The organism is Arcicella rigui (assembly GCF_034929435.1).
In the GTDB taxonomy this organism is placed as follows: Bacteria; Bacteroidota; Bacteroidia; order Cytophagales; family Spirosomataceae; genus Arcicella; species Arcicella rigui.
Window position 1 is genome coordinate 112,338 of the sequence record NZ_JAYFUM010000005.1, and the last position, 23,523, is coordinate 135,860.

Below are 23,523 nucleotides of genomic sequence, written 5' to 3' on the forward strand. Positions count from 1 at the left end.
AGCGTTAAAATTTATAAGAAATAGCTATTAAAGGCAAAAGGCTTTTATAACGCCAACGGTCGTTTTGTTCATTGGCTACGTTTACTTTTTTGGTACTTGTGTATTCTGAAAACATAAAACTAAGTCCTGCTCTGATACCAACATTTTCATTCAACCAGTAGCGTACAAATATTTCTGAATTCAGACTTCCTAAATCTGAATCGCTGACTAATAATAAATTGAAAGGAGTAGGCTTTGCTTCGGAAATGGCAGAACCATCTGTAAATGTTCTTTTTGAAGCTTTAGAAATCAATGTACCGTTTTGTTTAGCACCGAAAGTATAACCAATGGCATCAATGTTAATGCCAGCCTCCAATTTGGTACTAATGGCATATTGAAGATTAATGGATACATTCAAGGCATTTACTTGGATGTTTTTCAAGTTCAAAGTATCAATATTGGCAATAATATCATCCGAAACCAAAGCCGCAAAACTGGATTTCCCAGAAGTAAGCGAAGCTGGAGCGGTACGAGTTTCAATATCTTTTGCCCAAAACGAACTCAGTCTTAGTCCATAACCTGCTTTAAAACGATTGGTTTTGCCAACGCCAAACATTTTTGTATAAGAAAAAGCTGATGAAAAACTTTTTCCTACTGCAAAGCCTGCGTCAATCGTTTGATACGATTTTTCAAAGCTTTGTGAAAAACTTTGCCAAGCAGCAAAATTCAAGAATAAACATACTAAGATTTTTTTCATTTGTAAATGATTTTTATAATTTCAGAAATACATTTCATGATTATTTTGCCAATTTGGCACTACCAAAAAGCACACTAAATTGTTTGCACCAAACAAGTACATATTGATGTTTTGGGGTGATACTTCCATTGGGAATTTCGAGGGAAAATGTACCCGTGTTTCCCAGTTTTGCTACACTGATGGCGTTGCTTGGGCGAGTGTCTTCAGACAAATAAATGTATAAATCAGGCCCTTGCTCGGTATTGAATTGCTGAAACGACAAGTATTTTTTCTGTGGGTCTTGGCTATCGCTGATAAGTTTTACAGAACCCGAAACCTGATGCACACCATTCATAAAAATGCCTTCGGCTTCTTTTGTGCCATCTTGAATACTGGGTTTTGGTGTTTGATTGAGTGGTTGTAGTTCAATGTCTTTTACACATGATGAAAGACAAATACAAACAAATAAAGAGAAGATGATTTTTTTCATGGCTTTTTGATTTTATGTTTCAAAGTTGCCATGATTGACTGAAAGAGAAAGTCGGCTAAGTGACCTTTCGAGAAAATTGTCGTCAAGGATATGAATGTGAAGACGCTGAAATAGCTAAAAGAATAATATCCATAAACATAGGATAATTGCAGTTGAGTGCTTTTTTTGAAAAAAATTACACATCGACTCAAAGTAAAGATAGATAAAACAAGTATTTTTGAGGATAACTTCTTAAATTCACATCGAAGGAAAGAGAACCCATAAAAATTTGCCCCATAATACCCAAACGCCCTATGGCAAAATTATTAATTATAGATGATGAGAAAGCGATTCGAGGAGCTTTAAGAGACATCCTTGAATATGAAGGCTATACAATTGAGGAGGCAAGCGACGGAGAACAAGGACTGGAGTTAATCAAGCAAAATGATTACGACGTGGTACTTTGTGACATTCGTATGCCAAAAATTGAAGGTCTTGATTTACTTTTACGAGTAACCGAGATGGGCAAGGCTACTCAATTTATTATGATTTCTGCTTTTGGTAACCTTGAAACAGCCGTTGAAGCTACCAAGCGTGGAGCTTTTGATTTTATTTCAAAGCCACCAGATTTGAATCGTTTGTTGGTGACTGTAAAAAATGCAGTTGAACGAGGAAAACTCATCGTAGAAACTAAAGTTTTAAAGAAAAAAGTTTATCGTTTGAACGAAATTGTAGGACAGTCGAGTGCCATTAAAAGAGTAATAGACACGGCAGATAGAGTAGGCCCCACTGAAGCCAGAGTATTAATTACTGGGCCGAATGGTTCGGGGAAAGAGATGGTAGCGAAGCGTTTGCATGAAAGAAGTAATCGTGCAAATATGCCTTTAATTGAAGTAAACTGTGCCGCTATTCCTTCAGAATTGATTGAATCAGAGTTGTTTGGTCATGAAAAAGGTTCTTTTACTTCGGCAATTAAGCAGCGTATTGGTAAGTTTGAACAAGCAGACGGCGGTACACTTTTCTTAGATGAGATTGGCGATATGTCGCTCTCGGCACAGTCGAAAGTATTGCGTGCTTTGCAAGAACATAAAATTACCCGTGTTGGTGGCGATAAAGAAATCAAAATCAATGTGCGTGTTTTTGCCGCTACCAATAAAAATTTACCTTTAGAAATTGCAGAAGGACGTTTCAGAGAAGATTTGTATCATCGCTTGAATGTGATTCCGATTCACGTTCCGCCTTTGGCACAACGCAGAGATGACATTCCTTTGTTGGTAGAAAAGTTTTTACAAGACGTTGCTACTGAGTACGGTCAGCCTGCTAAAGCAGTAGAAGACGAAGCCATGAAGTATTTACAATCTTTGCCGTGGACAGGTAATGTGCGTGAACTTCGTAATGTGGTAGAACGCTTAGTAATTATGTGTAATGAAGTAATTACTTATGAAGACGCAAAACTATTTGCGATGCCAGTGGTATAAAATAAATTTCGAGATATAATCAAAAAAGGGAAAATTCTACAAAGAGTTTTCCCTTTTTTGATTTAATAGTTTTGTGGGTAATTTGTTACAAAGAGAAATTCTAAAAGACTTTGTTTTTAAAAATCTATTTTTAAAAGTAATAAATTTTCATCTTTTGAAGGAAAGGTATAGTCTCCAATAACACGGAGTCCTATTTTTTCTAATAGCTTTCTTGAGCCTATATTTTCAGCCATTACGATGCCATAAACTGTTGGAATTTTCAATGTGTCCTTAGCATGAGTGAGAATGGCATCGGCGATTTCAAAACCATAGCCTTGCCCCATAAATTCGGGCAAGAAGGCAAATCCAATGTCTGGAAAATCAAGATTATCTCTTTTAATAAGACCACTCATTCCGATAGGTGTTAAATCTTCTTTTCTAATGATAGCACACAACCCATAGCCATTTTCTGCATAGCTTTTCATTGGCCCATTCAATAAATAACTTTGGGCATCTTCTTCTGTATGTACATTTTTGTCGCCAATGAATGCCAACCAACCTTCTGAATTGAGTAATTGAATAATAAATTGGGTGTCTTTAAAATTGTATTCTCGTAAAATAAGCCTTTCTGTTTCTATTATTTTTTGCATTGTTGATGTGTTTAATATGTTTACTGACAAACAATTTATTTAAAATGAGTATAAAGTTAATTCTCTTTCACAATTTAGTACAAAAAAAGTCCAAGCAAATGGCTTGGACTCGGTTTCAAAGTGTGTTAGGATTATGAGTTAGTGTTATTTTTTTACTTCACCACCCACTCAAGTACGCCAGCGGCGTTGTCTGTTGGCAGTTGGATTTCTATCTTTAAGCCTGTTGTAGTCACGGGTTCAAATTGCAAAGCGTTGAATTGGTCTTTAGCAATCGGGCTTTGCTGTGTTACGGTTACGGGCAACCACGCTCCATCTTTTTTGTAATAAACTTTATAAGAAAGAGGTATCCGACAACCGCCCCAAGGGCTATCGTCTAACCAATAAATACTCGAACTCGACACGGTATAACTTTGGTCGAAATCGTATTGAAGGTACTCTGTCGTATTCTTTTTTGGCCACCAGTGCAGGTAATTGGCACTTTTGTCATTGGAGTTTTGTACTTCAAATTGGTCGTTGAGGGCTTTTAGCATCAATTGATTGCTCACCGACCCCGAAACTTTACTCTTGCTGGCGATGGTTGGGGCTGGCTTTGGTCGTGCGGCCGTTTCTTCATAAGGAATCCAAACGGTCATTTCGGTTGCTCCTCGGTTTGCCCAAGCATAATACGGAATGGCTTGTATGGGCTGATTGGTTTTGATTAATTGCTCTGAATTGAGTTGACGCTCGGTAGCAAAGCCTTGGGCTTGTAGCGTCATTACTCCGTTTAATAGATTGGGCTGAAAAGTGGCTTTTACTTCGGCATTTTTGTCTAATACCAAACTCATCACCGAGGCGTTGGTATTGTCGTGTCCTTCTAAACAATACACCAAAGGACCTCTTTGTAAAGCAAATTTTGATTTATCGGCTTTTACTTCGTCTTTTGCCAATACTTTTCTTACGTCCATTGGTAAAGTAAAGCTTACTTTATCGCCTTTTTCCCAAACTCTTTTTATCACAGCATAGCCTTTTTGAAGGGTATAGGCAAAAGGTTTACCATTGACCAAAATCGGAATATTGTTGATAGGTGTTTCGTCTTTGTATAAATCGCCTGACAGTGGTTTACCCATAGCCCAACCCGGCATACGAACGTGCAAGGCGAATGTACTGGTTTTGTTGGGTTGTACCGTGATGTCATTTTTACCTTGCCACGGGTACGCCGTTTCTTGCGTAAGCGTTACGGCAGTATTCGGTAGTTGAATAGTAGCTGTTCCGCCTACAAACAAGTTGACATAAATATTTTGCTGATTTTGGGCATACGTATAACCCGGTACCGAAGGCAAAAAGCGTGTCATATTCGATACGCAACAAGCACAGTCCCACCAAGCACGACGCTGGTGTTGTCCGTAAGAAGCCAAAGGATTGGGATAGAAGAATTTATCGCCACTCAACGAAATACCCGAAAGCAAGCCATTGTACAAGGTTCTTTCTAAAACGTCGATGTACTGGGCATCGCCATGCAACAAAAACATTCGATGATTCCAATACACATTGGCGATGGCGGCACAGGTTTCGGCATAAGCACTCATATTGGGCAAGTCGTAATCATCGCCAAAGGCTTCGCCATTACCCGTAGCTCCGATACCGCCTGTGATGTAAATTTTTTTATCTACTACGTCATGCCAAATGTCGTCTATGGCGGATAGGTACTGCTTGTCGCCTGTCAACGCCGCCACGTCTGCCATACTGGTGTACATATAGGTTGCTCGCACGGCATGACCAACGGCAGTGTGCTGGTCAACCACCTTTTTATGCGACTGGCTGTATTCTTGGTTGAGGTGTCCTTCTTTTCCACGTAAATCCAAAAAGAATTTAGCCAAGTCAAGATAGGCTTTTTTGCCTGTTACCCTGTAAAGTTTAGTCAGCCCTGTTTCAACAATCTGATGACCGGGAAAACGCTCTTCTTTGCCCCAACCGAAAGTTTTTACCAATAAATCGGCATTTTTAATGGCAATATTCAACAGGTTTTTTTTGCCTGTTGCCTGATAATGTGCCACTGCCGATTCAAACAAATGTCCAGAATTGTACAATTCATGGCTCAAATCTTCTTCTTTTTCCCAACGTTTGCTGCCCATCCATTCATGTGGTGTTTGAATAGGCATCGTTCTGAAAGTATAAAGATAGCCGTCGGGTTCTTGGGCTGCTCCAATAATGGTAATCAGCGAATCGAGGTAAAGTTCCAGTTGTGGATTTTTCTGGGTTTGCAGGCTGTACGATGCTCCTTCGATTACTTTGTATAAATCGGTATCGTCGAAAGTAAATGAAGTACTTTTATCGGCAGGAATCTGCTTGGCTGCTTTGCGAAAGTTATCAATCCGCCCCGTAATTTTACACTGATTGAGGGTGTAAGGAATGGTTACGTTGGCGTTTACTTGCATTTTAGGCAACCAAAAATTATCCTTAAAATGCACTTGCGTAAAGGCAACGGGCTGAATGGGATAATCGCCGTTTTGGGCAAAACTTCCCCAACAAGTAAGGATTAAAAAGCTGAAAAGTAATGTTTTGCGTATCATAGTTATTGAGTGATGGAGTGAGTTAGTGAGTTGTGAGTTGTGAATTAGCAAATTGTGAGTTAGTGAATTAAATAGTTCTTATTATCAGCATTTTTTGTGTAGTGGCAACCCTTGCGGTTGCCCTTTTGAATGTGGTAAAACAAGAGTAGCCGCTACATGATTTTATTTGAAAGTCAATGCTAATCCTTGTTACACTACTAATTGTTACTTATTAATTCACTAATTCTCTCATTCACAACTCACTAATTAACAATCCACTAACTTTTTTTCAGTACATAAAAAACAGGAATGCCCAAAAGTACCAAGCCTAAGCCGGGCCAGGTATAATTGGGTTTATAAATTAGTAATAAAACACAAATACAAGTCGCCGTAACAATGTACAACAATGGAATAAAAGGATAACCAAAGGCTTTGTATGGACGCTCAAGCTCTGGTTTTTTAATCCGTAGTCGGATAATGCCGAGTATCGTTAAAGCATAAAAAATTAATACCGCAAAAATAACGTAGTCTAACAATTCGCCGTACTTGCCACTCAAACACAAAGCCGAAGCCCAAAAACATTGAATCCATAAGGCTTTTTCAGGTACGCCATTTTTGTTGAGTTCGCCTACTTTTTTGAAAAATAAGCCATCAGTTGCCATCGTATAATATACTCTTGCTCCCGAAAGAATCAAGCCGTTGTCGCAACCAAAGGTTGAAATCATCAAGAAAACCGCTACAATCATTGTCCCTTTTTCTCCGAAAATCATTTGCGAAGCTACAACTCCCACACGGTCGTTTTCGGCAAAAGCAATGGCAGGTAAATCCAATACCGAAACGTACATAATATTGGCAAGCATATAAATACTCGTCACAATGAGTGTACCTAAAAACAGGCTCAGACCGATATTGCGTTTGGGGTTTTGAATTTCGCCCGCAATAAAGGTAACGTTGTTCCAAGAATCGCTACTGAAAAGACTCCCAACCATACTGGCGGCAATTGCCCCGAAAGCAGCCATACCTGTATAAGGCAAAAAGCCCGTGGGTGTAAGTTGCTGAAAAGTAAAGCCTGTTTCCCAGTTTTTATGCCAAGTATCGGCGTTGGCCGTTAGGACGAAACCAAAAATCACCAAGCCAAATAAAGCTAAAAGTTTGGTGACAGTAAAGATAGATTGTACGTATTTGCCGTATTGTACGCCTTTGGTATTGATGAACGAAAGAAAAATAATCAGGGCAATAGAAGTAAGTTGTGCCGCAGAAATTTGTAGTCCTGCTATGGAAAAAAGGATATTTCTTTCGCTTAATACAGGAAAAAGGTAAGCCGAAAATTTACTAAAAGCGACCCCAACGGCGGCAATAGACCCCGTTTGAATCACGGCAAAGAAACTCCAACCATACAAAAAGCCTATCAATGGATTGAAGGCTTCTTTGAGGTAAACGTATTGTCCGCCAGCTTTGGGAAACATACTGCTGAGTTCGCCATAACTGACGGCAGCCGCAACGGTAAGTAAGCCCGTGAGTAACCACACAACCAGCAAGCCTCCTACCGAGCCAACATTTCGGACAATATCGGAACTTACGATAAAAATACCTGAGCCAATCATCGAGCCAGCCACAATCATGGTGGCATCGAATAGCCGAAAAGAGCGTTTGAAAGAAGGTTGTTCGTTGGACATAGTTTGTTGATGAGTAATTATTTAATTGTGAATGAGTGAGTTGTGAGTTAGTGAATGAATAATTCTATTATGAAAATATCAGGTATTAACTTATTCACAATTCACAACTTATACATTAGTTAATTGCGAACGAGTGAGGGGGTGAATGAGCAACTAAACTATTCTATTAAAAAAAGCTATTATTCACTCATTCACAATTGACTAACTCACAACTGATTCACTAAAGTACCTGAAAACCATACGCATAGGGGTCGTCGTTGGGGTCGATGCTGATGGTATTGTAGCCATAAATTCTTGCCCAACCTTCAATACTTGGTTTCATGGCAGGTTTGCCTCCAACGCTGGTTTCTTCCTCTATTCTGCCGATAAACTTAGAGCCAATAATACTTTCATGAATAAATTCATCGCCTTTTTTCAACTTACCTTTGGCGTACCATTGTGCCATACGTGCCGAAGTACCCGTGCCGCAAGGCGAGCGGTCGATGGCTTTGTCACCATAAAATACGGCATTACGAGCCGTTGAGCTTGGGTCTAACACATCGCCTGTCCACAAAATATGCGAACAACCTTTGATGGTTTCGTTTTCGGGATGTACAAAAGAATATTGTTCGTTGATACGATTTCGTAATACTCTACTCCAACTAATCAGTTGGTCGGCAGTATAATGTTGTAAGCCTTTGAAATTGGCTTGCACGTCAACAATCGCATAAAAGTTTCCTCCATACGAAACATCTACGGTAATCATACCCAAATCAGGACATTCTACACTCAAATCGGTAGCCGCCAAGAACGATGCCACGTTGGTTAGTTTTACACTTTTTACCTTTGTGCCTTCTTGTTTGTATTCAATCAATACCAAGCCAGCAGGTGCTTCCATGCGGATTTTGCCTTGCTCTTTGGGCGTAATCAAGCCTTCTTCTACGGCAATGGTTATCGTGCCGATAGTACCATGCCCACACATAGGCAAGCAACCACTGGTTTCGATAAAAAGTACAGCTACGTCGTTTTCTGGACTATGAGGCGGATACAAAATACTCCCACTCATCATATCGTGACCACGGGGTTCAAACATCAGCCCTTTTCTAATCCAGTCGTAGTTTTGGAGGAAAAACTGGCGTTTTTCGCTCATATTATTACCTTCGAGCGTAGGGCCGCCGCCAGCAACCAATCGCACAGGATTTCCACAAGTATGTGCATCTACACAGAAGAATGTTTTTTTCATGTTAATATATTGAGTGATTGAGCGAATGAGTGGTTTAGTGATAAATTGTGAATGAGTGAATTGTGAGTTAGTGTTTTGATTTCCAGTAATTTATGATTTTTTAATAAAATTTGAATTTGCTTGATTACCTAGCAAAGCCTTTATTCACAATTCACTAACTAACTCACTCACAATTGATACTTATATGCTCGAATTTGTAAATACATCGTTCACCAAACGCCATATTTTCAATGGATTATCGTTTTTAAGCTCGCCGGGAAGCATCCAGTCTTTGAAGCCTTGCAAGCATATCGGGCGTACCCAACGCTTGATTGCCCCTGTTCCAACGGAAGTATAACGAGCATCGAACGTGGCAGGATACGCTCCGCCATGAACCATACTGGCGGCTACTTCTACACCTGTCGGAGCAGCGTTCAAAATCACCCTTCCTGCCAAAGCACTTTGTAAATCAAGTATTGCGGGATATTGCTTTACATCTTCGTCGGTTGCCATTAAGGTAGCCGTGAGCTGTCCGCCCAAAGCTTTCAAAGCCGTGCTGAGTTCTTCGGTATCTTTACAAATAACCAATAAAGCAAAAGGACCAAAAGCTTCTTCGTGTAGCGTAGGATTACTGATAAAATCTTTGGCTTGCACTTGGGCGAGGCTTGGCGTAGGTTGCGTTAGTTCGGTATTTTCAATACTTTTCGACACTACTCCATCTTGATTGGTCAAAGTATTTCGAGCTTTATCAAAAGCTTGAGCAATGCCCGAATGTAGCATTGGATGTAGCGAAACTTGCGTTAGCTCATGTTCCAAAGCCTCAGTAAACAAAGCCAATGCAGGACTATCAATCGCCAAGAGTAAGCCAGGTTTTGTACAAAACTGTCCCATGCCAAGCGTAATAGAACCTGCAAAGGTTTTGGCTAAATTTATATGGTTTTGGTTTAATGATTCAGGAAATAAGACCACAGGATTGATACTGCTCATTTCGGCAAAAACTGGAATCGGTACTGCTCTTTGCTCGGCATAAGCTCTGAGTGCTTTGCCACCAGCCTGCGAGCCTGTAAAACCTACGGCTGTGGTAAGTGGGTGCATCACCAATGCTTTACCTGCTTCGATGCTCGAATCGCTGAGGTGTTGAACCGTGTGCGGAGGCATTTGGCAACGAGCAATAGCTTTTTCAATAGCCGAAAATACTAAAGCTGAAGTTTCGGGGTGTGCAGGATGAGCCTTGATAACCACCGAAACACCAGCCGCTAAAGCACTTGCGGTATCGCCACCAGCTGTTGAAAAAGCAAAAGGGAAATTACTCGCCCCAAATATCGCCACTGGGCCAATTGGCACAAGCATTTTACGGGTGTCGGGTTTGGGCGGTACTCGGTCGGGGTTGGGCAAATCAATGCAAGCCTCTACCCAAGAACCTTCGGCAACCAAACGAGCAAACATCCGTAATTGCCCTGTAGTACGACCAATTTCTCCCTGTAATCGTCCCAAAGGCAAATGCGATTCTTGGTGAGCCACAGCTACCAAGGCATCTTTCAACGATTCTATTTCTTCGGCAATGGTTTCTAAAAAAATAGCACGGTTTTTACCCGATACTTTGCGGTATTGCTCAAAAGCCTCTTGTGCCTGTTGCATTACCGTGGATATGTTTTGAGACATTTTTGGCTAAATTGAAAATGTGGTAAAAGAATTTGAAGATTTGGTAATTTGAAAATGTGGTAAAAAGAATTTGAAAATTTGATAATTTGAAAATGTGGTAAAAAGAATTTGGAAATTTGAAGATTTGAGAATTTGAAAATGAGGAGGAAAGTAATTTGATAATTAACCAAAACTATTTCCAAATCTTCAAATCAATAAAACCATTTTCAAATCTTCAAATTACCAAACTTTCAAATCAATAAAATCATTTTCAAATCTTCAAATTACCAAATTTTCAAATTCCTACAAAGGTAACGTCGGACGTACAGCGATTGCACCGTTGATGAGTGTAAGCAAACGTTCTCTTTCTTCACCAACCAAGGTAAGGCGTGGAGGACGCACAGCTTCACTACCGATACCTGCACACTGTTCAGCCAATTTGATGTATTGCACCAATTTCGGATGAATGTCAAGTTCCAATAAAGGCATAAACCAACGATAGATTTTCAACGCCTCTTCGTATCTTCCAGCTTTTACCAATTCGTAAATAACCACCGTTTCTCTTGGGAAAGCACACACCAAGCCTGCAACCCAGCCATCTGCACCCATCACCAATTGCTCCATCGCAATGGTATCAACGCCACACATGATTTTGAACCTATCGCCAAAACGGTTACGCATACGAGTAACGTTGGTCAAGTCACGAGTTGATTCTTTTACGGCTTGGATATTTTCGCATTCAACCAATTCGGCAAACATATCGAGCGTAACTTCAATTTTATAATCAACAGGGTTGTTATAAATCATGATTGGTAAAGTTGTAGCCTTTGCCACAGCCTTGAAGTACTCCACGGTTTCACGCTCGTCTGATTTATAACGCATCGGCGGAAGCATCATCAAACCTGCTGCACCCCATTCTTCGGCCAATTTCGCCAACTGAATCGCATCTCTGGTAGCACCTTCGGCAATGTTCAATATTACAGGTACTTTACCTGCAACTTTCTCTACCGTAAATTTTACCAAAGCTCCTTTTTCTTCTAAACTGAGTACACTTGCTTCGCCTAAAGTACCTCCGAGGATGATACCGTGGACACCAGATTCTAATTGAAACTGTAAATTTTTGTCAAATAATTCAAAATCAAGTTGGTCGTCTTCACCAAACTTAGTTGTCACAGCGGGAAACACCCCTTGCCAATTGATTGCCATAGTTGTATTGATGTTTTTTTTCAAAATTACTTAAAACAAAAGCAGAAAGAAGCGTCATTTTTAATCAATTATAGTCGGATATTAACCTATTTTGGTTTTATTTTTCGAGAAAAAGGTTTATTTTTAGCTAATCAATGGATAAACCACTCAATTATTTTGTCATGAAAGTACTTCCTTTTACCATTCCTGTTGCCCACGACCACACCATTATTGTACAGCAAGACGTACAGCCTTATTTCTATCCGCACCTACACCGACACGAGGAGATTCAGCTTACATGGGTACAACAAGGCGAAGGCACATTGATTGCCGATAACAATATGCACGCATTTAAGGCAAATGATATTTTTTGGTTGGGAGCCAATCAGCCACATCTTTTCAAGAGCGACCCCATTTATTTTTTACCAAAAAGTGATAAAAATATTCAAGCGATAGTCTTGTTTTTTAATCCCAAAGGAGCGTTAGAGGCATTGTTCAGCCTTCCAGAAATGAGTAATGTAAAACGATTTTTACAGCAAAATCCCAATGGCTTCAAAATTCCATCGGGCATGACTGAGGCTATAGCCGAAAAGTTGAGTCAGATTTATGAACTGACTGGCGTAGAACAAATGATTCATTTCATGGATTTACTCAGGCTACTTTCGGGCATAGAAACCTTAGAAGCCCTTTCGGAAGGAGCAAGACCTAAAATTTATAGCGATAACGAAGGCTTGCGGATGAGTAACATTTATAATTTTATTATTCAAGAATACGAAAAACCCATTACTTTAGAAGAAGCCGCCAGCAAAGCCTACATGACACCTCATGCTTTTTGTAGGTATTTCAAAAAACACACAGGACATACCTTTTTATCATTTCTCAATGAAGTACGCATCAACGAAGCCTGTAAAAAGCTTACCAACGATTCACCCATTGGCATTGCACAAGTAGCGTACAGTTGCGGTTTCAACAGCATCACTAATTTCAACCGCATTTTCAAACGCATCAAAGGGCAATCACCGAGTGAGTATTTAGAGGAGTTTTTTAAGTGAGGAGTTGGGAATGTTGAGTTCTGAGTTTTTTAAAAGTGTTGCTACTAAGCAGGATTCACTCTAAAGAAATATAATAGCTCGTACTTCGGCCGCCGCCTGTTTGAATCAAGATATTTTTTTGTACCAAATCTGCTAAATCTCTGGTGGCGGTTGCTTTTGAGGTTTTGGTGATGGATTGATACTTCCGAGCATTCATTCCTCCTTCAAAGGTTTCATCTTGAAGCATTTTGTAGATTACTTTTTGTTGCTTGGCATCTACAAGGGGTTTTATTTTATCTAAAAATCTGGTTTTCTTTATCGTAAAATGCACAGTGTTAAAGAAATCTTTTTGTGCATCCAGTACAACTTTACCAAAATATGCAATCCAATTGTTTAACTCTTTCCCTCGTTGAGCATTTTTTAATTGCTCGTAATAAATGCCTTTATCTGCGGCAATGGTGGTAGAAAGACTCAGCAAAACAGGACTTTGCAGGTGTTGCGATAAGGCTTTTTCAGCAATGATTCTTCCGACACGTCCGTTCCCATCTTCAAAAGGATGAATACTTTCAAAATACAAATGGGCTAAACCTGCACGCACAATGGCATTATTGATGGGTGTTTCTCCTTTGGGATGGCTTGCGTTAAACCATTGAATAAAACACTTCATTTCGCTAGGAACGTCCTTAGAAGGCGGTGCTTCAAAATGTACGATTTCTTTACCAATCGCTCCCGAAACAATCTGCATGGGTTCTTCGTGGCTACGCCATACGCCTGCATTGACGCTGGTATTACCCAACATAATGGCTTGATGCCATTCAAATAGCATTATTTCATCTAAGGGTTGCTCAAAATGTTCTCTGGAAGTAACAATGGCACGGGCTATGCCTACCGAACGTTTATCTTTAACCGATTGGATATTGGTATTATAGCCCAAATTAATTTTTATAGAAGACATCACATCCTCTCTACTGATTAATTCGCCCTCAATGGCAGAAGTTTTGATGGCTTCTTTTACCAATAAAGTAAGGATAGAAGCCTCTTTTTCATCTTGTGCTAATAGCTGAACGACACCTCCATTTTGCCCTGCAAGTGAGTGAAATTGTTTGTCAACTTCATCGAAAAGACGAATGTCATATTCAAATTGCGTCCAGTTATCAAATTGCCAATTGTACATCATGAGCCGATTAAAATGTCTATTCGGCTCAAATATAGCAAAAAAATGAGCCGAATAATGAAATTAATCGGCTCATTGATAAATAGAATCTATTTTCATTGTTGAGTTCAACTTACTTTATCTGTTAATATTAACTTTAAAACTGGTATCATTCCTCATTAGACAATCTAAATATTCGGTAAAAGACATAGAATATTATAGAAATTATAGCAAATAACAAGATTGTATTCCAACTAAAATTGCCCGTTACTATAAAGTCATAAATAACTAATATGAAGAACAATAATAGCAGACTTGAAATTGAGTATTTAAGAAATGAAAAGATTTTCTTCATAAAAGGACTATACCTCAATCTTCGCTTCATATTGGATAATAAATTTATTTCTAATTCTACTATAGCTTTAATAGGCATATACTGAAAAATTTGCTTAAACAAACATATAAAATGCTATACATTTTTGCAATCTAACATTGCAATACACTCTGACATAGTGAAACAAACGCCAAGTGAGAGATAAATTTTTCTAAGCTTAAAAACAATTTTCCTTTACTGAACGAATTTATTCACCCACTAAAGAATTTTATAACTATTGTTTACTTCAAAATCCTCGCCCCAAATACTCTACCTGCGGTTCTTCCCGTATGTGCTTTAATCGTTATTTGTACTTTTTCTTTGTTTTCGATTAGGTTGTTGGGAATTGGGTAAGTAACATCAAAGAATTTACCAGTTGTTCCACCTTTCAATATTTGACTGGCGATTACTTGTCCTTCTACTAAAATATCAAAAGCACTGTTTTTGTCATCGCCGATGTATGTTAGCAATAAAGTATTAGGTTTGTCTTTAACAACTTTCATATCAAACGAAAACGAACCGCCTTTTCTCACTTCTCTGCCTGTACGCCCAAGGGCATCGCTTACATACGATTCGCCGTCGATGCTGAGGTTGTGGTCACGTTCGGGTTGCATTTCGCCAATTCTGAAATTATCAATCGTGCGGGCTTCTATTTCTTGCTGACGTTTCTTTTCGGCTTCATACACGGCCTTTTTTTCTTCCCAACCTGCTTTCGTGAAATAGTCCCAATACACGCTGTAATGTTGTTGGTAGGTTTGGTAAAATGGTTGTAAGGTTACGTCGAAAGGCACGGCTACGGCATTGGTTTTGAACAAAAGCTTCGAGTTATCCACACTTTTTACCCATTGATTTACATTTTTATTGTCGGTCAAAAGTACTGGAATGCCATAAACGGGGTCTGGATTTTTCTCGCCCAATTGTCCTGCCAAAACCAAAGGCCCATATAATAAGGCGATGCGGTCGGGATTGTCAGGCATACTTTCGCTGTAAATTTGCATGGGCATTGTCAGGCTGATTTGGTCCTTGTTTTGCCAAGTTCTATTCAACACAAAATAGCCAGAATCATCAGCTTTTACAGTTTGTTTTTGTCCATTGATTGCAATATCAACTCCTTGTGTAGCCCACCAAGGTTTACGGATTTTGAGGGCAAAAGTTTGAGATTTACGTAAACTTAAAGAAAATTGGGTGTTGTTTTGGGTCGGATACTGCGTTTGCTGTGTAAGAATTAAGCCTTTTTCTTTCCAATTTAAACGTGAAGGAATAAACAAATTCACAAACAAACTGCCCTCTGCTCCTTGAAAGTATATGCTTTCGTTATACTTCACGTGGTTTTCCATGCCACTGCCTACACAACAAGTAAAGGTATTGAATTGGTCGCTAAATTCTTTTTTTGTCCCCATTCTTAAAGGCACAAAATAACACATCATGCCATTTTCTGGATTTTGCGAAGCTAAAATATGGTTATACAATGCTCTTTCGTAATAATTACTCAGTTCGCTGTTGGGTTGCCAGCAAAACAAATGGCGTGTCAGCTTGAGCATATTGTAGGTATTGCAGGTTTCGCAGGTGTTGTCGCTGAGGTGTTCATTGAGTTTATCGGGTTCACCGCAATATTCATAATTGCTATTCCCACCAATCACGTAGCTATGGTGATGCACCATGATGTCCCAGAAAAAACTGGCAATGGTTTTATCCGATTCTTGTCCTGCGAGTTCGTATTGTCTGGCACTGCCAATGGCTTTGGGTACGTTGGTATTGGAGTGCTTCCCTGCCATAGGATTGATGCGTTTCGACAAAGGGAGCATCACAAAATCGTCGTAGAATTTATAGGATAAATCGAGATAGACTTTTTTGCCCGTGATGGCGTACAAATTCGCCAATACTTCTGCCATGCCGCCGTATTCGCATTTGAGCATTTTTTGTAATAATTCAGGCGAAAGCGGATTGACGGTTTTGCCTGTCCAATCGGCCATGCCTTCTACTACTTGTAAGGCTTGTTTGTTGCCACAATATAAATAGGCATCCACTAAACCCGCCATTACTTTATGCACGGTGTACCACGGACTCCAACCGCCGTTTAGGTCGAAGCCTCCCGTTTTGATTTCGCCTTTGGCTACTTTCGTAAAAATAGAATCTTCCTTTGGAATTGCCCCGACATAACCCGTTTTGCGTGCCTTTTGGCAAACAGCCAATGCCGATACGATTTCTGTTACTCGGTCTTTAAAAGCCTTTTGTTGTGAAGAAGCGTACATCATGGCACAAGCCGAAAGATAATGCCCCAAAGTATGCCCCGAAAGCCCTTCACTTTCCCAACCGCCATACACTGCTCCGTGGGTAGGCAAGCCAGCATTGAGGTAAAAACGATGCAACAAGCGTTGTGGCTCTATGCTCAATAAATACGCTGCGTCTTTGTCCATCGCATTTTTGAAAGGCGAGCCTTCCAGCAATGTCACTTGGTCTAAATCAAAAGGATAAGCTTTCAGCGAAACGCTTGGTTGTACTTTAAACCTTTTATCGCCTTTGAGTGGCGTATAATTTTGGGCAAAACCTTGTACAAAACACGACAAGGATAAAAGAAGGAATAAGACTTTTTTCATATTTATTGGCTTTGAGCTTTGGGATGTCGGCTCTCGGCTATCTTTTAAGGAATCATGAAAAAATAAACAAATCAACATTTATTGTAAGTTACTGAAAATCAAAACACTAATTCACTAATTGACAATTCACAATTTTACATTGATATTTAACAAAAGTTTTGTTTTAAAAGCTGAAATCCGAAAGCTTAACTATAAAATCTTTCTGGACTAAAAGCTTGAATATCAATACTTGTAGCTTTTTCGCTGATGATTTCTTCGACTAATTTACCTGAAGCTGGGCCTAAACTTAGCCCCATCATCGAATGCCCCGTAGCAACCACTACGTTATTGAAAGCCTTCGTGCGACCAATGTAAGGCAGGCCGTCGGCCGAACAAGGACGGAAGCCATGCCAAATATCTTTTTCAGCAGGAAAAGGAATATCGAACGTAGGCAAAAAGCTTTTCACCGATTTTAAAATACCTTTTACTCGTTGAAAATTGGGCGGTGTATCGGTCGAAACCACTTCCATTGTTCCTCCCATCCGAATTTTATTGCCATCCATCGGCGTTAAGGCTACTCTGCCTTCTGCCAAAATGATTGGATGATTGATATGAAATGGACTATTTTCTAAAGTCAAAGAATAACCTCTACCAGCCATCAAAGGCAAGTTGAGGGCTAATTGTTCAGCCAATTCACGACTCCAAGAACCAGCCGCAATCACTACGCCATCGGTAGCGTATTGCTGTTGTTGGGTACGCACATGGGTAACTTTGCCCTGTTTTTTCTCGAAGCCCACAATCGTTTCTTTGGTTCTGAAAACGACACCTTTGTTTTGCAAATCGGCAATGAGGGCTTTCATCAGCTTGTTGGGATACACGTGGGTATCACAATTAAACTGCAATGCTCCAAGGGCATTGATGGGCGTTTGGGGTTCTAAAGCTTGTAGTTGGTCTTTGTCTAAGTAATTGACATCCAAGCCCAATGCCTGAGCTTTGTCAAGCGTATGATGGGCGTGTTCGGCTACGGCATGGGTTTGAAATACTTCCAACATACCTTTGCGTTCGTAACCAAAAGCAAAAATATCTTGGGCTTCCCAGTCTTCAAATAATTTTTGACTTAACAAAGAAATATCTCGCAAAGGAATTGCCGAATCTTCAACGTGTTGGGCGTTGGCACTTTGCATAAATTTCAATCCCCAAGTAACCAAGGCTTTACTCAACGAAGGTTTTACATAAAAAGGACTCAAAGGGTTAAACATCCATTTGAAGCCTTGCCAAACAATGCCCGGTGCCGCCAATGGCACAAAATGACTCGGACAAACATAGCCTGCGTTGCCAAAAGAGCAGTTGTCCGACAAATCGCCTTTATCAAATATCGTTACTTGATACCCTGCCTCGTGTAAATAATAGGCACTGCTCAAGCCCACAATGCCTCCACCGATGATTGATATATGATTCATTATATGTTGATTTGAAGATTTTGTGAATTTGAAGATTTGGAAATTTGAAGATAGGATTAAAGGATTTGAAAATTTAGAAATTTGAAGATTTGAAAATGATAGAAAAATATGTTCTTCCATTTTCAAATAGTCACATTTTCAAATTTTCAAATCATCAAATTTTCAAATTCCCTTATCATAAAATTATTTTATTGAATAAAACCGCCAACTACTTTGGTAGTCTTTGGGTAAAGATGTCTTGGTAAGAATCGCTCGCATCATTTCGATTGGCATAGCGTTTTCTTGAATAAATTTATCATGAAACTCTTGATAAGTCATTTTTTTAGAGCCTACCAATTCGTCCTTTAAAGCCCTGATTTGTAAACCGCCAATCATGTAAGCAATCTGATACAAAGGGTCGTAGCCTCCTTCAAACGAACGACGTACTTCACCTTCGGCATTGGCTTTTTCATGTCCCACACGGTTTACAAGAAAGTCGATACATTCTTGTGGCGACCATTTTCCTGTATGATAATTCAAAGAAAAAATGATTCTGGCACAGCGGTGCATTCGCCAAAAAAGCATACCCACACGGTCTTCTGCCGAACGAGGAAATTTTAAATCGTACAATAGCATTTCCCAGTATAAAGCCCAACCTTCTATCCAGAAAGGAGTCCAAAATTGGCGATGTGTTTTATAGCGACTCATCATAAATTCTTGTAAACCATGCCCAGCAATGAGTTCGTGGTGTACCGTAGCTCTTGAAAAATGCGGATTATTCCCTCGCATACTCATCATTTTCTGGTCATGCGTCATGGTATTGGTTGGGTACGAAACAATAAATTCTTCGCCTCCCAAAAAGAAAGGATTAACCAACTGCCGTTCGGGACTCATCATCGACAAACGCCACGTTTCTTCTGCCAATGGCGGAATGGTGAGTAAGTTTTTTTCTTTCAAAAAAGCAATAGATTCATCATACAATTTTACCATTGCCGCAGGTTGTTGACCGGGCGGAACAGCCGTTTGTTTTACTTTTTCTAAAGCCGCTTTCCAGTTATCGCCAAAACCCATTTCACGGCTCGCTTTGAGCATCTCGGCATCGCACCAAGCAAATTCCTTATTGGCAATTTCCACCAACTCTTCGGGCGTATAAGGAATCATTTCCAATTTGAGCTTACGAATCAACTCCGTTTCGCCAATCGGATTGCCCACAATACCAGAGGCATCTTTTTTGAGTTGGGTATTTACCGTCACCACCTGCTGAAAAGCCGCAGCGTAGTTTTTCAAAGCATTGTCGAGGTCTTCGTAAGGCTTGGCAATCCACCACGTAAAAAGTGGGTCATAGCCATTATAAAAACTATAAACAGCATTTAAAGCACTTTTCAAGCCTAAAGCGATGCGATTACCTCTATTCGCCAAATCTTTGGTTAAAGAAGTATTTTCTTTGAGTTTTTGTTGGAGTACATTGATTTCTTTGACGCATTGGTTGAGGTCGTTGGCCAATTTGGGCGAATCGGGCATCAAACCCCTTCTGCGTGCCTTTTTGGCATCGTAAAGCACAGCAGCGAAAGGAAACCAAGTAGCCAACTGGTTGAAGGCGGTGGCTTCCTGTTGACTTTGGTAAAGTATATCTTCAAAATCACGCTTTATTAAGAGGTAGTCAACACGTCCACCAGCATCCAGCGAATTAAAATCAATACTTTGTAATTGTGATAAGTACGATTGGGCTAAAGTTTTGAACCGCTCACGGCGTTCGGGCGAGTGTTCGATGGTATAAAAGCGTTGCAGATTTCCATTATCGGCATGATACATCGTTATCAATTGCCTAAGAGTTTCATTGCCAGTATTTTTTTGTGCTATACTCTGTGTAGTCAGCACAAAAATCATGACACAAGTAATCAATAGTATGTTGATGAAGTAACGCACAAGATAAAATGTTTGATGATGAGTAATGCAATTCAAAAAAAGAAAGCTTTGATGTAAAATTAAACTTTAATTAGAGCTTCATCTATGTACATTTTATCAAGATATGAGCAGAAATTAACCATTAATCCTAAAAAAGTGTGGTTTTAGAGCTAAAAATAGATATATCTTGAAGAAATAGAGTAATTGTTGCCCTAAAATAAATGTTTGAAGGGATTGTCTGGGTAAAGAAATAAGTACCCAACTTTAGACAAAAAAATATCTATTTTTAATACAGATATTGCTTTTTTTATTTCATTTGCTTGAAAAATTGCTTGCAACCATATATCCGCACTAAAACAATAGTATTTATGAAAACTTTATTAGCCAACAGCCGAAGTGCTATCTTATTTTTACTTTCAATAGTAATTGCAGTAATCTGCTTAATTTGCCTGATAAGCTTTGATTTTACTGGACTTCAATTCAAAGGAATGGTATTAATTGTAATAAGTTTAGTACTTAATGCTATCAGTTTTGGCATCAGTATTTACTCAAAGACTGAGAAGAATAAGTAAAGGATTATGCTGAAATTGCCTTAAAATAAAAAATATTAGCTTTCACTCCTTAGTTCAATAAGTTAAGGTGTGAGAGCTAATATTGTTCTCAAAAGCTACACCTTCTCCCGAATCTGATAATCCGTTGTCTTCTCTGAATTTCTGGTCATTAATTCGCCAATAAAACCTGCTACAAATAACTGTACGCCAATAATAATAGATACTAATGCCAAAAAGAAAAGTGGATTATCGGTTACATTTCTGAACTTTAGATGATTAGCTATGGCATAAATTTTATCGCCAATGAGATAGACTGTGATAAAACTTCCAATCATAAAAAACAGAATCCCAAAACCGCCAAAAAGGTGCATGGGTCTTTTACCAAATTTCTGTACGAAAGTAATTGAAAGTAAATCTAAGAAACCGTACAAAAAGCGTTCAATACCAAACTTGGTTGTTCCGTATTTTCTGGCTTGGTGTTGTACCACTTTCTCGCCTATTTTATCATAGCCATTCCATTTTGCTTGCACAGGAATATAGCGGTGCATTTCGCCATACAAGGTGATGGATTTAATTACTTCGTTTTTATACGCTTTGAGTCCGCAATTGAAATCATTCAAATATACACCCGACATCGAGCGTGTTGCCGCATTGTATAGTTTGGTAGGAATCGTTTTTGTGATTGGGTCGAAGCGTTTTTGTTTCCAGCCCGAAACCAAATCATAATTATCTTCAGTAATCATGCGGTACAACTCTGGAATTTCGTCTGGACTATCCTGCAAATCAGCGTCCATCGTAATCACTACTTTGCCTCTGGCTTCTTTGAAACCTACGTGCAAAGCAGCAGATTTTCCGTAATTTCTGCTGAAAGAAATCCCTTTTACACAAGTATTTTTGATGGATAAATCCTTTACCACTTGCCAAGAATTATCTCGGCTACCGTCGTTTACAAAGATTACTTCGTAGCTGTAATGATGCGTTTTCATTACTTTTTCTATCCAAGAACAAAGTTCGGGCAATGATTCTTCTTCGTTGTAAAGGGGAATGATAACAGAAATATCTAACATGATGTGATGATATATTTACGGGATGGAATCCCGTTTTACAGCTTAAAAAATTAAATAATACTCTTTTAAGAGCGTTGCAAATTGTGTTGTATAGCTTTCATCAAGATTGCGAATGAGTAAGTCCTCTTGAATCATTTCTTGTTCAGCAAACCCAAAGGTCGTAATAATTCTTAATATTTTCGAGCCATCTCGGTGTCTTATCAGTAATTTTTTGTTGGGATAAAGTCCTTTTTGCAAGGCTAAATTTTCCAATACTATACTTTCATAAGCTGGAAGTAAAACTACAAAACGACCGTCGGGCGATAATAGTGCCATCACCGAAGCCAACAAATCTTCAAAGGAAAGTGTATCTGTATGTAATGCCTTATTTCTATTTTCTTGAACTGATTTTAAATGATTCTGAAAAAAAGGCGGATTACTGACGATTAAGTCGAAAGATAAATCATTATTGTTTTCGGCAAAATCCTGAATACTTTGATGAAAAACAGTAATTTGTTCTTTGAAAATACTGTTTTGAACATTTTCCACCGCTTGTTGATAAGCCATATCGTCTAATTCAACGGCAAAGATTTTAGCCTCAGAACGTTGTGCCAACATGAGTGCTATCAGTCCCGTACCAGTGCCGATGTCCAATACTTTTGTAGCATTTTCAAGTGCAGTATAAGCTCCCAAAATACAAGCGTCGGTACTTACTTTCATCGCTGTTTTGTCTTGATGAATCATAAATTGCTTGAATTGAAAACCGTTTATACTTTTTGACATTAGATTTTGTGGATAATTTGCATCTTTGAACAGAATTCAAAATTACGACAATTTATTTTTGAAATGTCGTGATGGCTTATCAAGAATGCTTTATCACCAAAAAATAAACACAATGAAAACCACTCTTTTTATTTTCCTTTCTTTTTGCTCTTTGTTGAATCCGATTTTTGCCCAAACACACGAAGAAAATGTAGTACTCAAACAAAGTAAAGGCGTTTTGGATGGCACTTTGTTAATGCCCAACAGCACGAAAAAAGTGCCTGTTGTATTAATAGTGGCAGGTTCTGGACCGACAGACCGCAATGGAAACAGTTCACTGAACGTAACAGCAAAACCTTATCAACTTTTGGCAGAAGGTTTGGTAAATAATGGCATCGCTTCTTTGCGTTATGATAAAAGAGGCGTAGGCAAAAGTGCCTCTTCGATGATGAAAGAAAGCGATTTAACTTTTGAAACTTATATTCAAGATGTTCAACAGTGGATTGATACCTTGAAAAAGAGTAATCGTTTTTCAAAAATTACCGTTTTAGGACATTCAGAAGGCTCATTACTGGGAATGGTTGCTGTGCAAAAATCATCAGTGGAGGGCTACATTTCTTTGGCTGGACCAGCTCGTGGCATTGATGAAATTTTGAATGAACAAATCGCTCAACAACCTTTGCCTGATTCAGTGAAGAATGAAGTAAAACGAAATTTGGATAAACTCAAAAAGGGTGAAACATTACCGAAATTGATGCAAAACATGGCGATTATCATGCTTTTCCGTCCAAGTATTCAGCCTTATATGATTTCTTGGTTGAAGTATGTACCTTCTGAGGAAATCAAAAAAGTAAAAGCAAAAACCTTTATTATTCAAGGTACAACGGATATTCAAGTAAATGAAAATGAAGGTAAATTGTTGGCGGCGGCTCAACCCAAAGCTAAATTATTACTCATCAACGGAATGAATCATGTCTTGAAAGATGCCCCAGCCGACCGAGCCGAAAATATTAAAACTTATACGAATTCAGATTTACCTCTTTCAAAAGGCATGGTAGAGGCGGTTGTGAAATTTGTGGATAGCTTGTAGATTTGGGTTGTGAGCTATCAGTCGTGAGCTTTGAGCTATGAGCCGTGAGTTTCGAGTTTTTTCTAAAAAAGTCTA

18 protein-coding genes are annotated in these 23,523 nt (G+C 39.1%); 4 read left to right on the forward strand and 14 right to left on the reverse strand.

Annotated features, from left to right (window positions below; all coding sequences use genetic code 11):
• Positions 1–4 precede the first annotated feature (4 nt).
• Complete coding sequence (locus tag VB248_RS04030; protein ID WP_323295453.1) at positions 5–736, reverse strand: hypothetical protein; 732 nt, start codon at positions 734–736, stop codon at positions 5–7.
• A 40-nt stretch (positions 737–776) separates the two neighbouring features.
• Positions 777–1,205 carry a DM13 domain-containing protein gene (locus tag VB248_RS04035; RefSeq protein WP_323295454.1) on the reverse strand — a complete coding sequence of 143 codons (429 nt, stop codon included), beginning with the start codon at positions 1,203–1,205 and terminating at the stop codon, positions 777–779.
• A 293-nt stretch (positions 1,206–1,498) separates the two neighbouring features.
• On the opposite strand from VB248_RS04035, the gene VB248_RS04040 reads away from it, so the two are divergent.
• On the forward strand, positions 1,499–2,662 hold the full coding sequence (locus VB248_RS04040; protein ID WP_323295455.1) for a sigma-54-dependent transcriptional regulator: 1,164 nt from the start codon (positions 1,499–1,501) through the stop codon (positions 2,660–2,662).
• A gap of 116 nt (positions 2,663–2,778) precedes the next feature.
• Here the strand turns inward: VB248_RS04040 and VB248_RS04045 are convergent, their stop codons facing one another.
• The 6 genes from VB248_RS04045 to VB248_RS04070 form a co-directional block, all read right to left on the reverse strand.
• A complete protein-coding gene (locus VB248_RS04045; RefSeq protein ID WP_323295456.1) occupies positions 2,779–3,291 on the reverse strand; it encodes a GNAT family N-acetyltransferase in 513 nt (170 codons plus the stop codon).
• A 152-nt stretch (positions 3,292–3,443) separates the two neighbouring features.
• Positions 3,444–5,840 carry a glycoside hydrolase family 127 protein gene (locus tag VB248_RS04050; RefSeq protein WP_323295457.1) on the reverse strand — a complete coding sequence of 799 codons (2,397 nt, stop codon included), beginning with the start codon at positions 5,838–5,840 and terminating at the stop codon, positions 3,444–3,446.
• 257 nt (positions 5,841–6,097) lie between these two features.
• On the reverse strand, positions 6,098–7,495 hold the full coding sequence (locus VB248_RS04055; protein WP_323295458.1) for an APC family permease: 1,398 nt from the start codon (positions 7,493–7,495) through the stop codon (positions 6,098–6,100).
• A gap of 220 nt (positions 7,496–7,715) precedes the next feature.
• Complete coding sequence (locus VB248_RS04060) at positions 7,716–8,717, reverse strand: 4-hydroxyproline epimerase (RefSeq protein ID WP_323295459.1); 1,002 nt, start codon at positions 8,715–8,717, stop codon at positions 7,716–7,718.
• A gap of 180 nt (positions 8,718–8,897) precedes the next feature.
• Complete coding sequence (locus VB248_RS04065) at positions 8,898–10,358, reverse strand: aldehyde dehydrogenase (NADP(+)) (protein ID WP_323295460.1); 1,461 nt, start codon at positions 10,356–10,358, stop codon at positions 8,898–8,900.
• A 282-nt stretch (positions 10,359–10,640) separates the two neighbouring features.
• The gene (locus VB248_RS04070) at positions 10,641–11,537 is read right to left on the reverse strand and encodes a dihydrodipicolinate synthase family protein (protein WP_323295641.1); all 897 of its coding nucleotides are present in this window, start codon (positions 11,535–11,537) and stop codon (positions 10,641–10,643) included.
• A gap of 140 nt (positions 11,538–11,677) precedes the next feature.
• Between VB248_RS04070 and VB248_RS04075 the strand changes: the two genes are divergently transcribed.
• Entirely contained in the window at positions 11,678–12,574 is an 897-nt protein-coding gene (locus tag VB248_RS04075) for an AraC family transcriptional regulator (protein WP_323295461.1), read from the forward strand.
• Positions 12,575–12,629: 55 nt separating this feature from the next.
• On the opposite strand, the gene VB248_RS04080 is transcribed toward VB248_RS04075, so the two are convergent.
• The 4 genes from VB248_RS04080 to VB248_RS04095 form a co-directional block, all read right to left on the reverse strand.
• Positions 12,630–13,730: a DUF4172 domain-containing protein gene (locus tag VB248_RS04080; RefSeq protein ID WP_323295462.1), complete on the reverse strand. Its 1,101-nt coding sequence runs from the start codon at positions 13,728–13,730 to the stop codon at positions 12,630–12,632.
• Between the two features lie 591 nt (positions 13,731–14,321).
• On the reverse strand, positions 14,322–16,676 hold the full coding sequence (locus VB248_RS04085; protein ID WP_323295463.1) for a glycoside hydrolase family 127 protein: 2,355 nt from the start codon (positions 16,674–16,676) through the stop codon (positions 14,322–14,324).
• 185 nt (positions 16,677–16,861) lie between these two features.
• Positions 16,862–18,115 (reverse strand): NAD(P)/FAD-dependent oxidoreductase, encoded by a 1,254-nt coding sequence (locus VB248_RS04090; protein ID WP_323295464.1) that lies wholly within the window; start codon positions 18,113–18,115, stop codon positions 16,862–16,864.
• A gap of 183 nt (positions 18,116–18,298) precedes the next feature.
• Positions 18,299–20,020, reverse strand: coding sequence for a DUF885 family protein (locus VB248_RS04095; RefSeq protein ID WP_323295465.1), 1,722 nt, complete (start codon positions 20,018–20,020; stop codon positions 18,299–18,301).
• 347 nt (positions 20,021–20,367) lie between these two features.
• On the opposite strand from VB248_RS04095, the gene VB248_RS04100 reads away from it, so the two are divergent.
• A complete protein-coding gene (locus VB248_RS04100; RefSeq protein ID WP_323295466.1) occupies positions 20,368–20,571 on the forward strand; it encodes a hypothetical protein in 204 nt (67 codons plus the stop codon).
• A 95-nt stretch (positions 20,572–20,666) separates the two neighbouring features.
• On the opposite strand, the gene VB248_RS04105 is transcribed toward VB248_RS04100, so the two are convergent.
• Both VB248_RS04105 and VB248_RS04110 read right to left on the reverse strand, forming a co-directional pair.
• Positions 20,667–21,617, reverse strand: coding sequence for a glycosyltransferase family 2 protein (locus tag VB248_RS04105; RefSeq protein ID WP_323295467.1), 951 nt, complete (start codon positions 21,615–21,617; stop codon positions 20,667–20,669).
• Positions 21,618–21,659: 42 nt separating this feature from the next.
• Positions 21,660–22,379: a tRNA1(Val) (adenine(37)-N6)-methyltransferase gene (locus tag VB248_RS04110; RefSeq protein ID WP_323295468.1), complete on the reverse strand. Its 720-nt coding sequence runs from the start codon at positions 22,377–22,379 to the stop codon at positions 21,660–21,662.
• A 112-nt stretch (positions 22,380–22,491) separates the two neighbouring features.
• Between VB248_RS04110 and VB248_RS04115 the strand changes: the two genes are divergently transcribed.
• Positions 22,492–23,448 carry an alpha/beta hydrolase gene (locus tag VB248_RS04115; RefSeq protein WP_323295469.1) on the forward strand — a complete coding sequence of 319 codons (957 nt, stop codon included), beginning with the start codon at positions 22,492–22,494 and terminating at the stop codon, positions 23,446–23,448.
• The last annotated feature ends 75 nt before the right edge of the window (positions 23,449–23,523 follow it).

Coding starts and splice junctions, on each gene's coding strand:
- VB248_RS04030 (WP_323295453.1), bottom strand. CDS start 736: ATGAAAAAAATCTTAGTATGTTTATTCTTGAATTTTGCTGCTTGGCAA.
- VB248_RS04035 (WP_323295454.1), bottom strand. CDS start 1,205: ATGAAAAAAATCATCTTCTCTTTATTTGTTTGTATTTGTCTTTCATCA.
- VB248_RS04040 (WP_323295455.1), top strand. CDS start 1,499: ATGGCAAAATTATTAATTATAGATGATGAGAAAGCGATTCGAGGAGCT.
- VB248_RS04045 (WP_323295456.1), bottom strand. CDS start 3,291: ATGCAAAAAATAATAGAAACAGAAAGGCTTATTTTACGAGAATACAAT.
- VB248_RS04050 (WP_323295457.1), bottom strand. CDS start 5,840: ATGATACGCAAAACATTACTTTTCAGCTTTTTAATCCTTACTTGTTGG.
- VB248_RS04055 (WP_323295458.1), bottom strand. CDS start 7,495: ATGTCCAACGAACAACCTTCTTTCAAACGCTCTTTTCGGCTATTCGAT.
- VB248_RS04060 (WP_323295459.1), bottom strand. CDS start 8,717: ATGAAAAAAACATTCTTCTGTGTAGATGCACATACTTGTGGAAATCCT.
- VB248_RS04065 (WP_323295460.1), bottom strand. CDS start 10,358: ATGTCTCAAAACATATCCACGGTAATGCAACAGGCACAAGAGGCTTTT.
- VB248_RS04075 (WP_323295461.1), top strand. CDS start 11,678: ATGGATAAACCACTCAATTATTTTGTCATGAAAGTACTTCCTTTTACC.
- VB248_RS04080 (WP_323295462.1), bottom strand. CDS start 13,730: ATGATGTACAATTGGCAATTTGATAACTGGACGCAATTTGAATATGAC.
- VB248_RS04085 (WP_323295463.1), bottom strand. CDS start 16,676: ATGAAAAAAGTCTTATTCCTTCTTTTATCCTTGTCGTGTTTTGTACAA.
- VB248_RS04090 (WP_323295464.1), bottom strand. CDS start 18,115: ATGAATCATATATCAATCATCGGTGGAGGCATTGTGGGCTTGAGCAGT.
- VB248_RS04100 (WP_323295466.1), top strand. CDS start 20,368: ATGAAAACTTTATTAGCCAACAGCCGAAGTGCTATCTTATTTTTACTT.
- VB248_RS04105 (WP_323295467.1), bottom strand. CDS start 21,617: ATGTTAGATATTTCTGTTATCATTCCCCTTTACAACGAAGAAGAATCA.
- VB248_RS04110 (WP_323295468.1), bottom strand. CDS start 22,379: ATGTCAAAAAGTATAAACGGTTTTCAATTCAAGCAATTTATGATTCAT.
- VB248_RS04115 (WP_323295469.1), top strand. CDS start 22,492: ATGAAAACCACTCTTTTTATTTTCCTTTCTTTTTGCTCTTTGTTGAAT.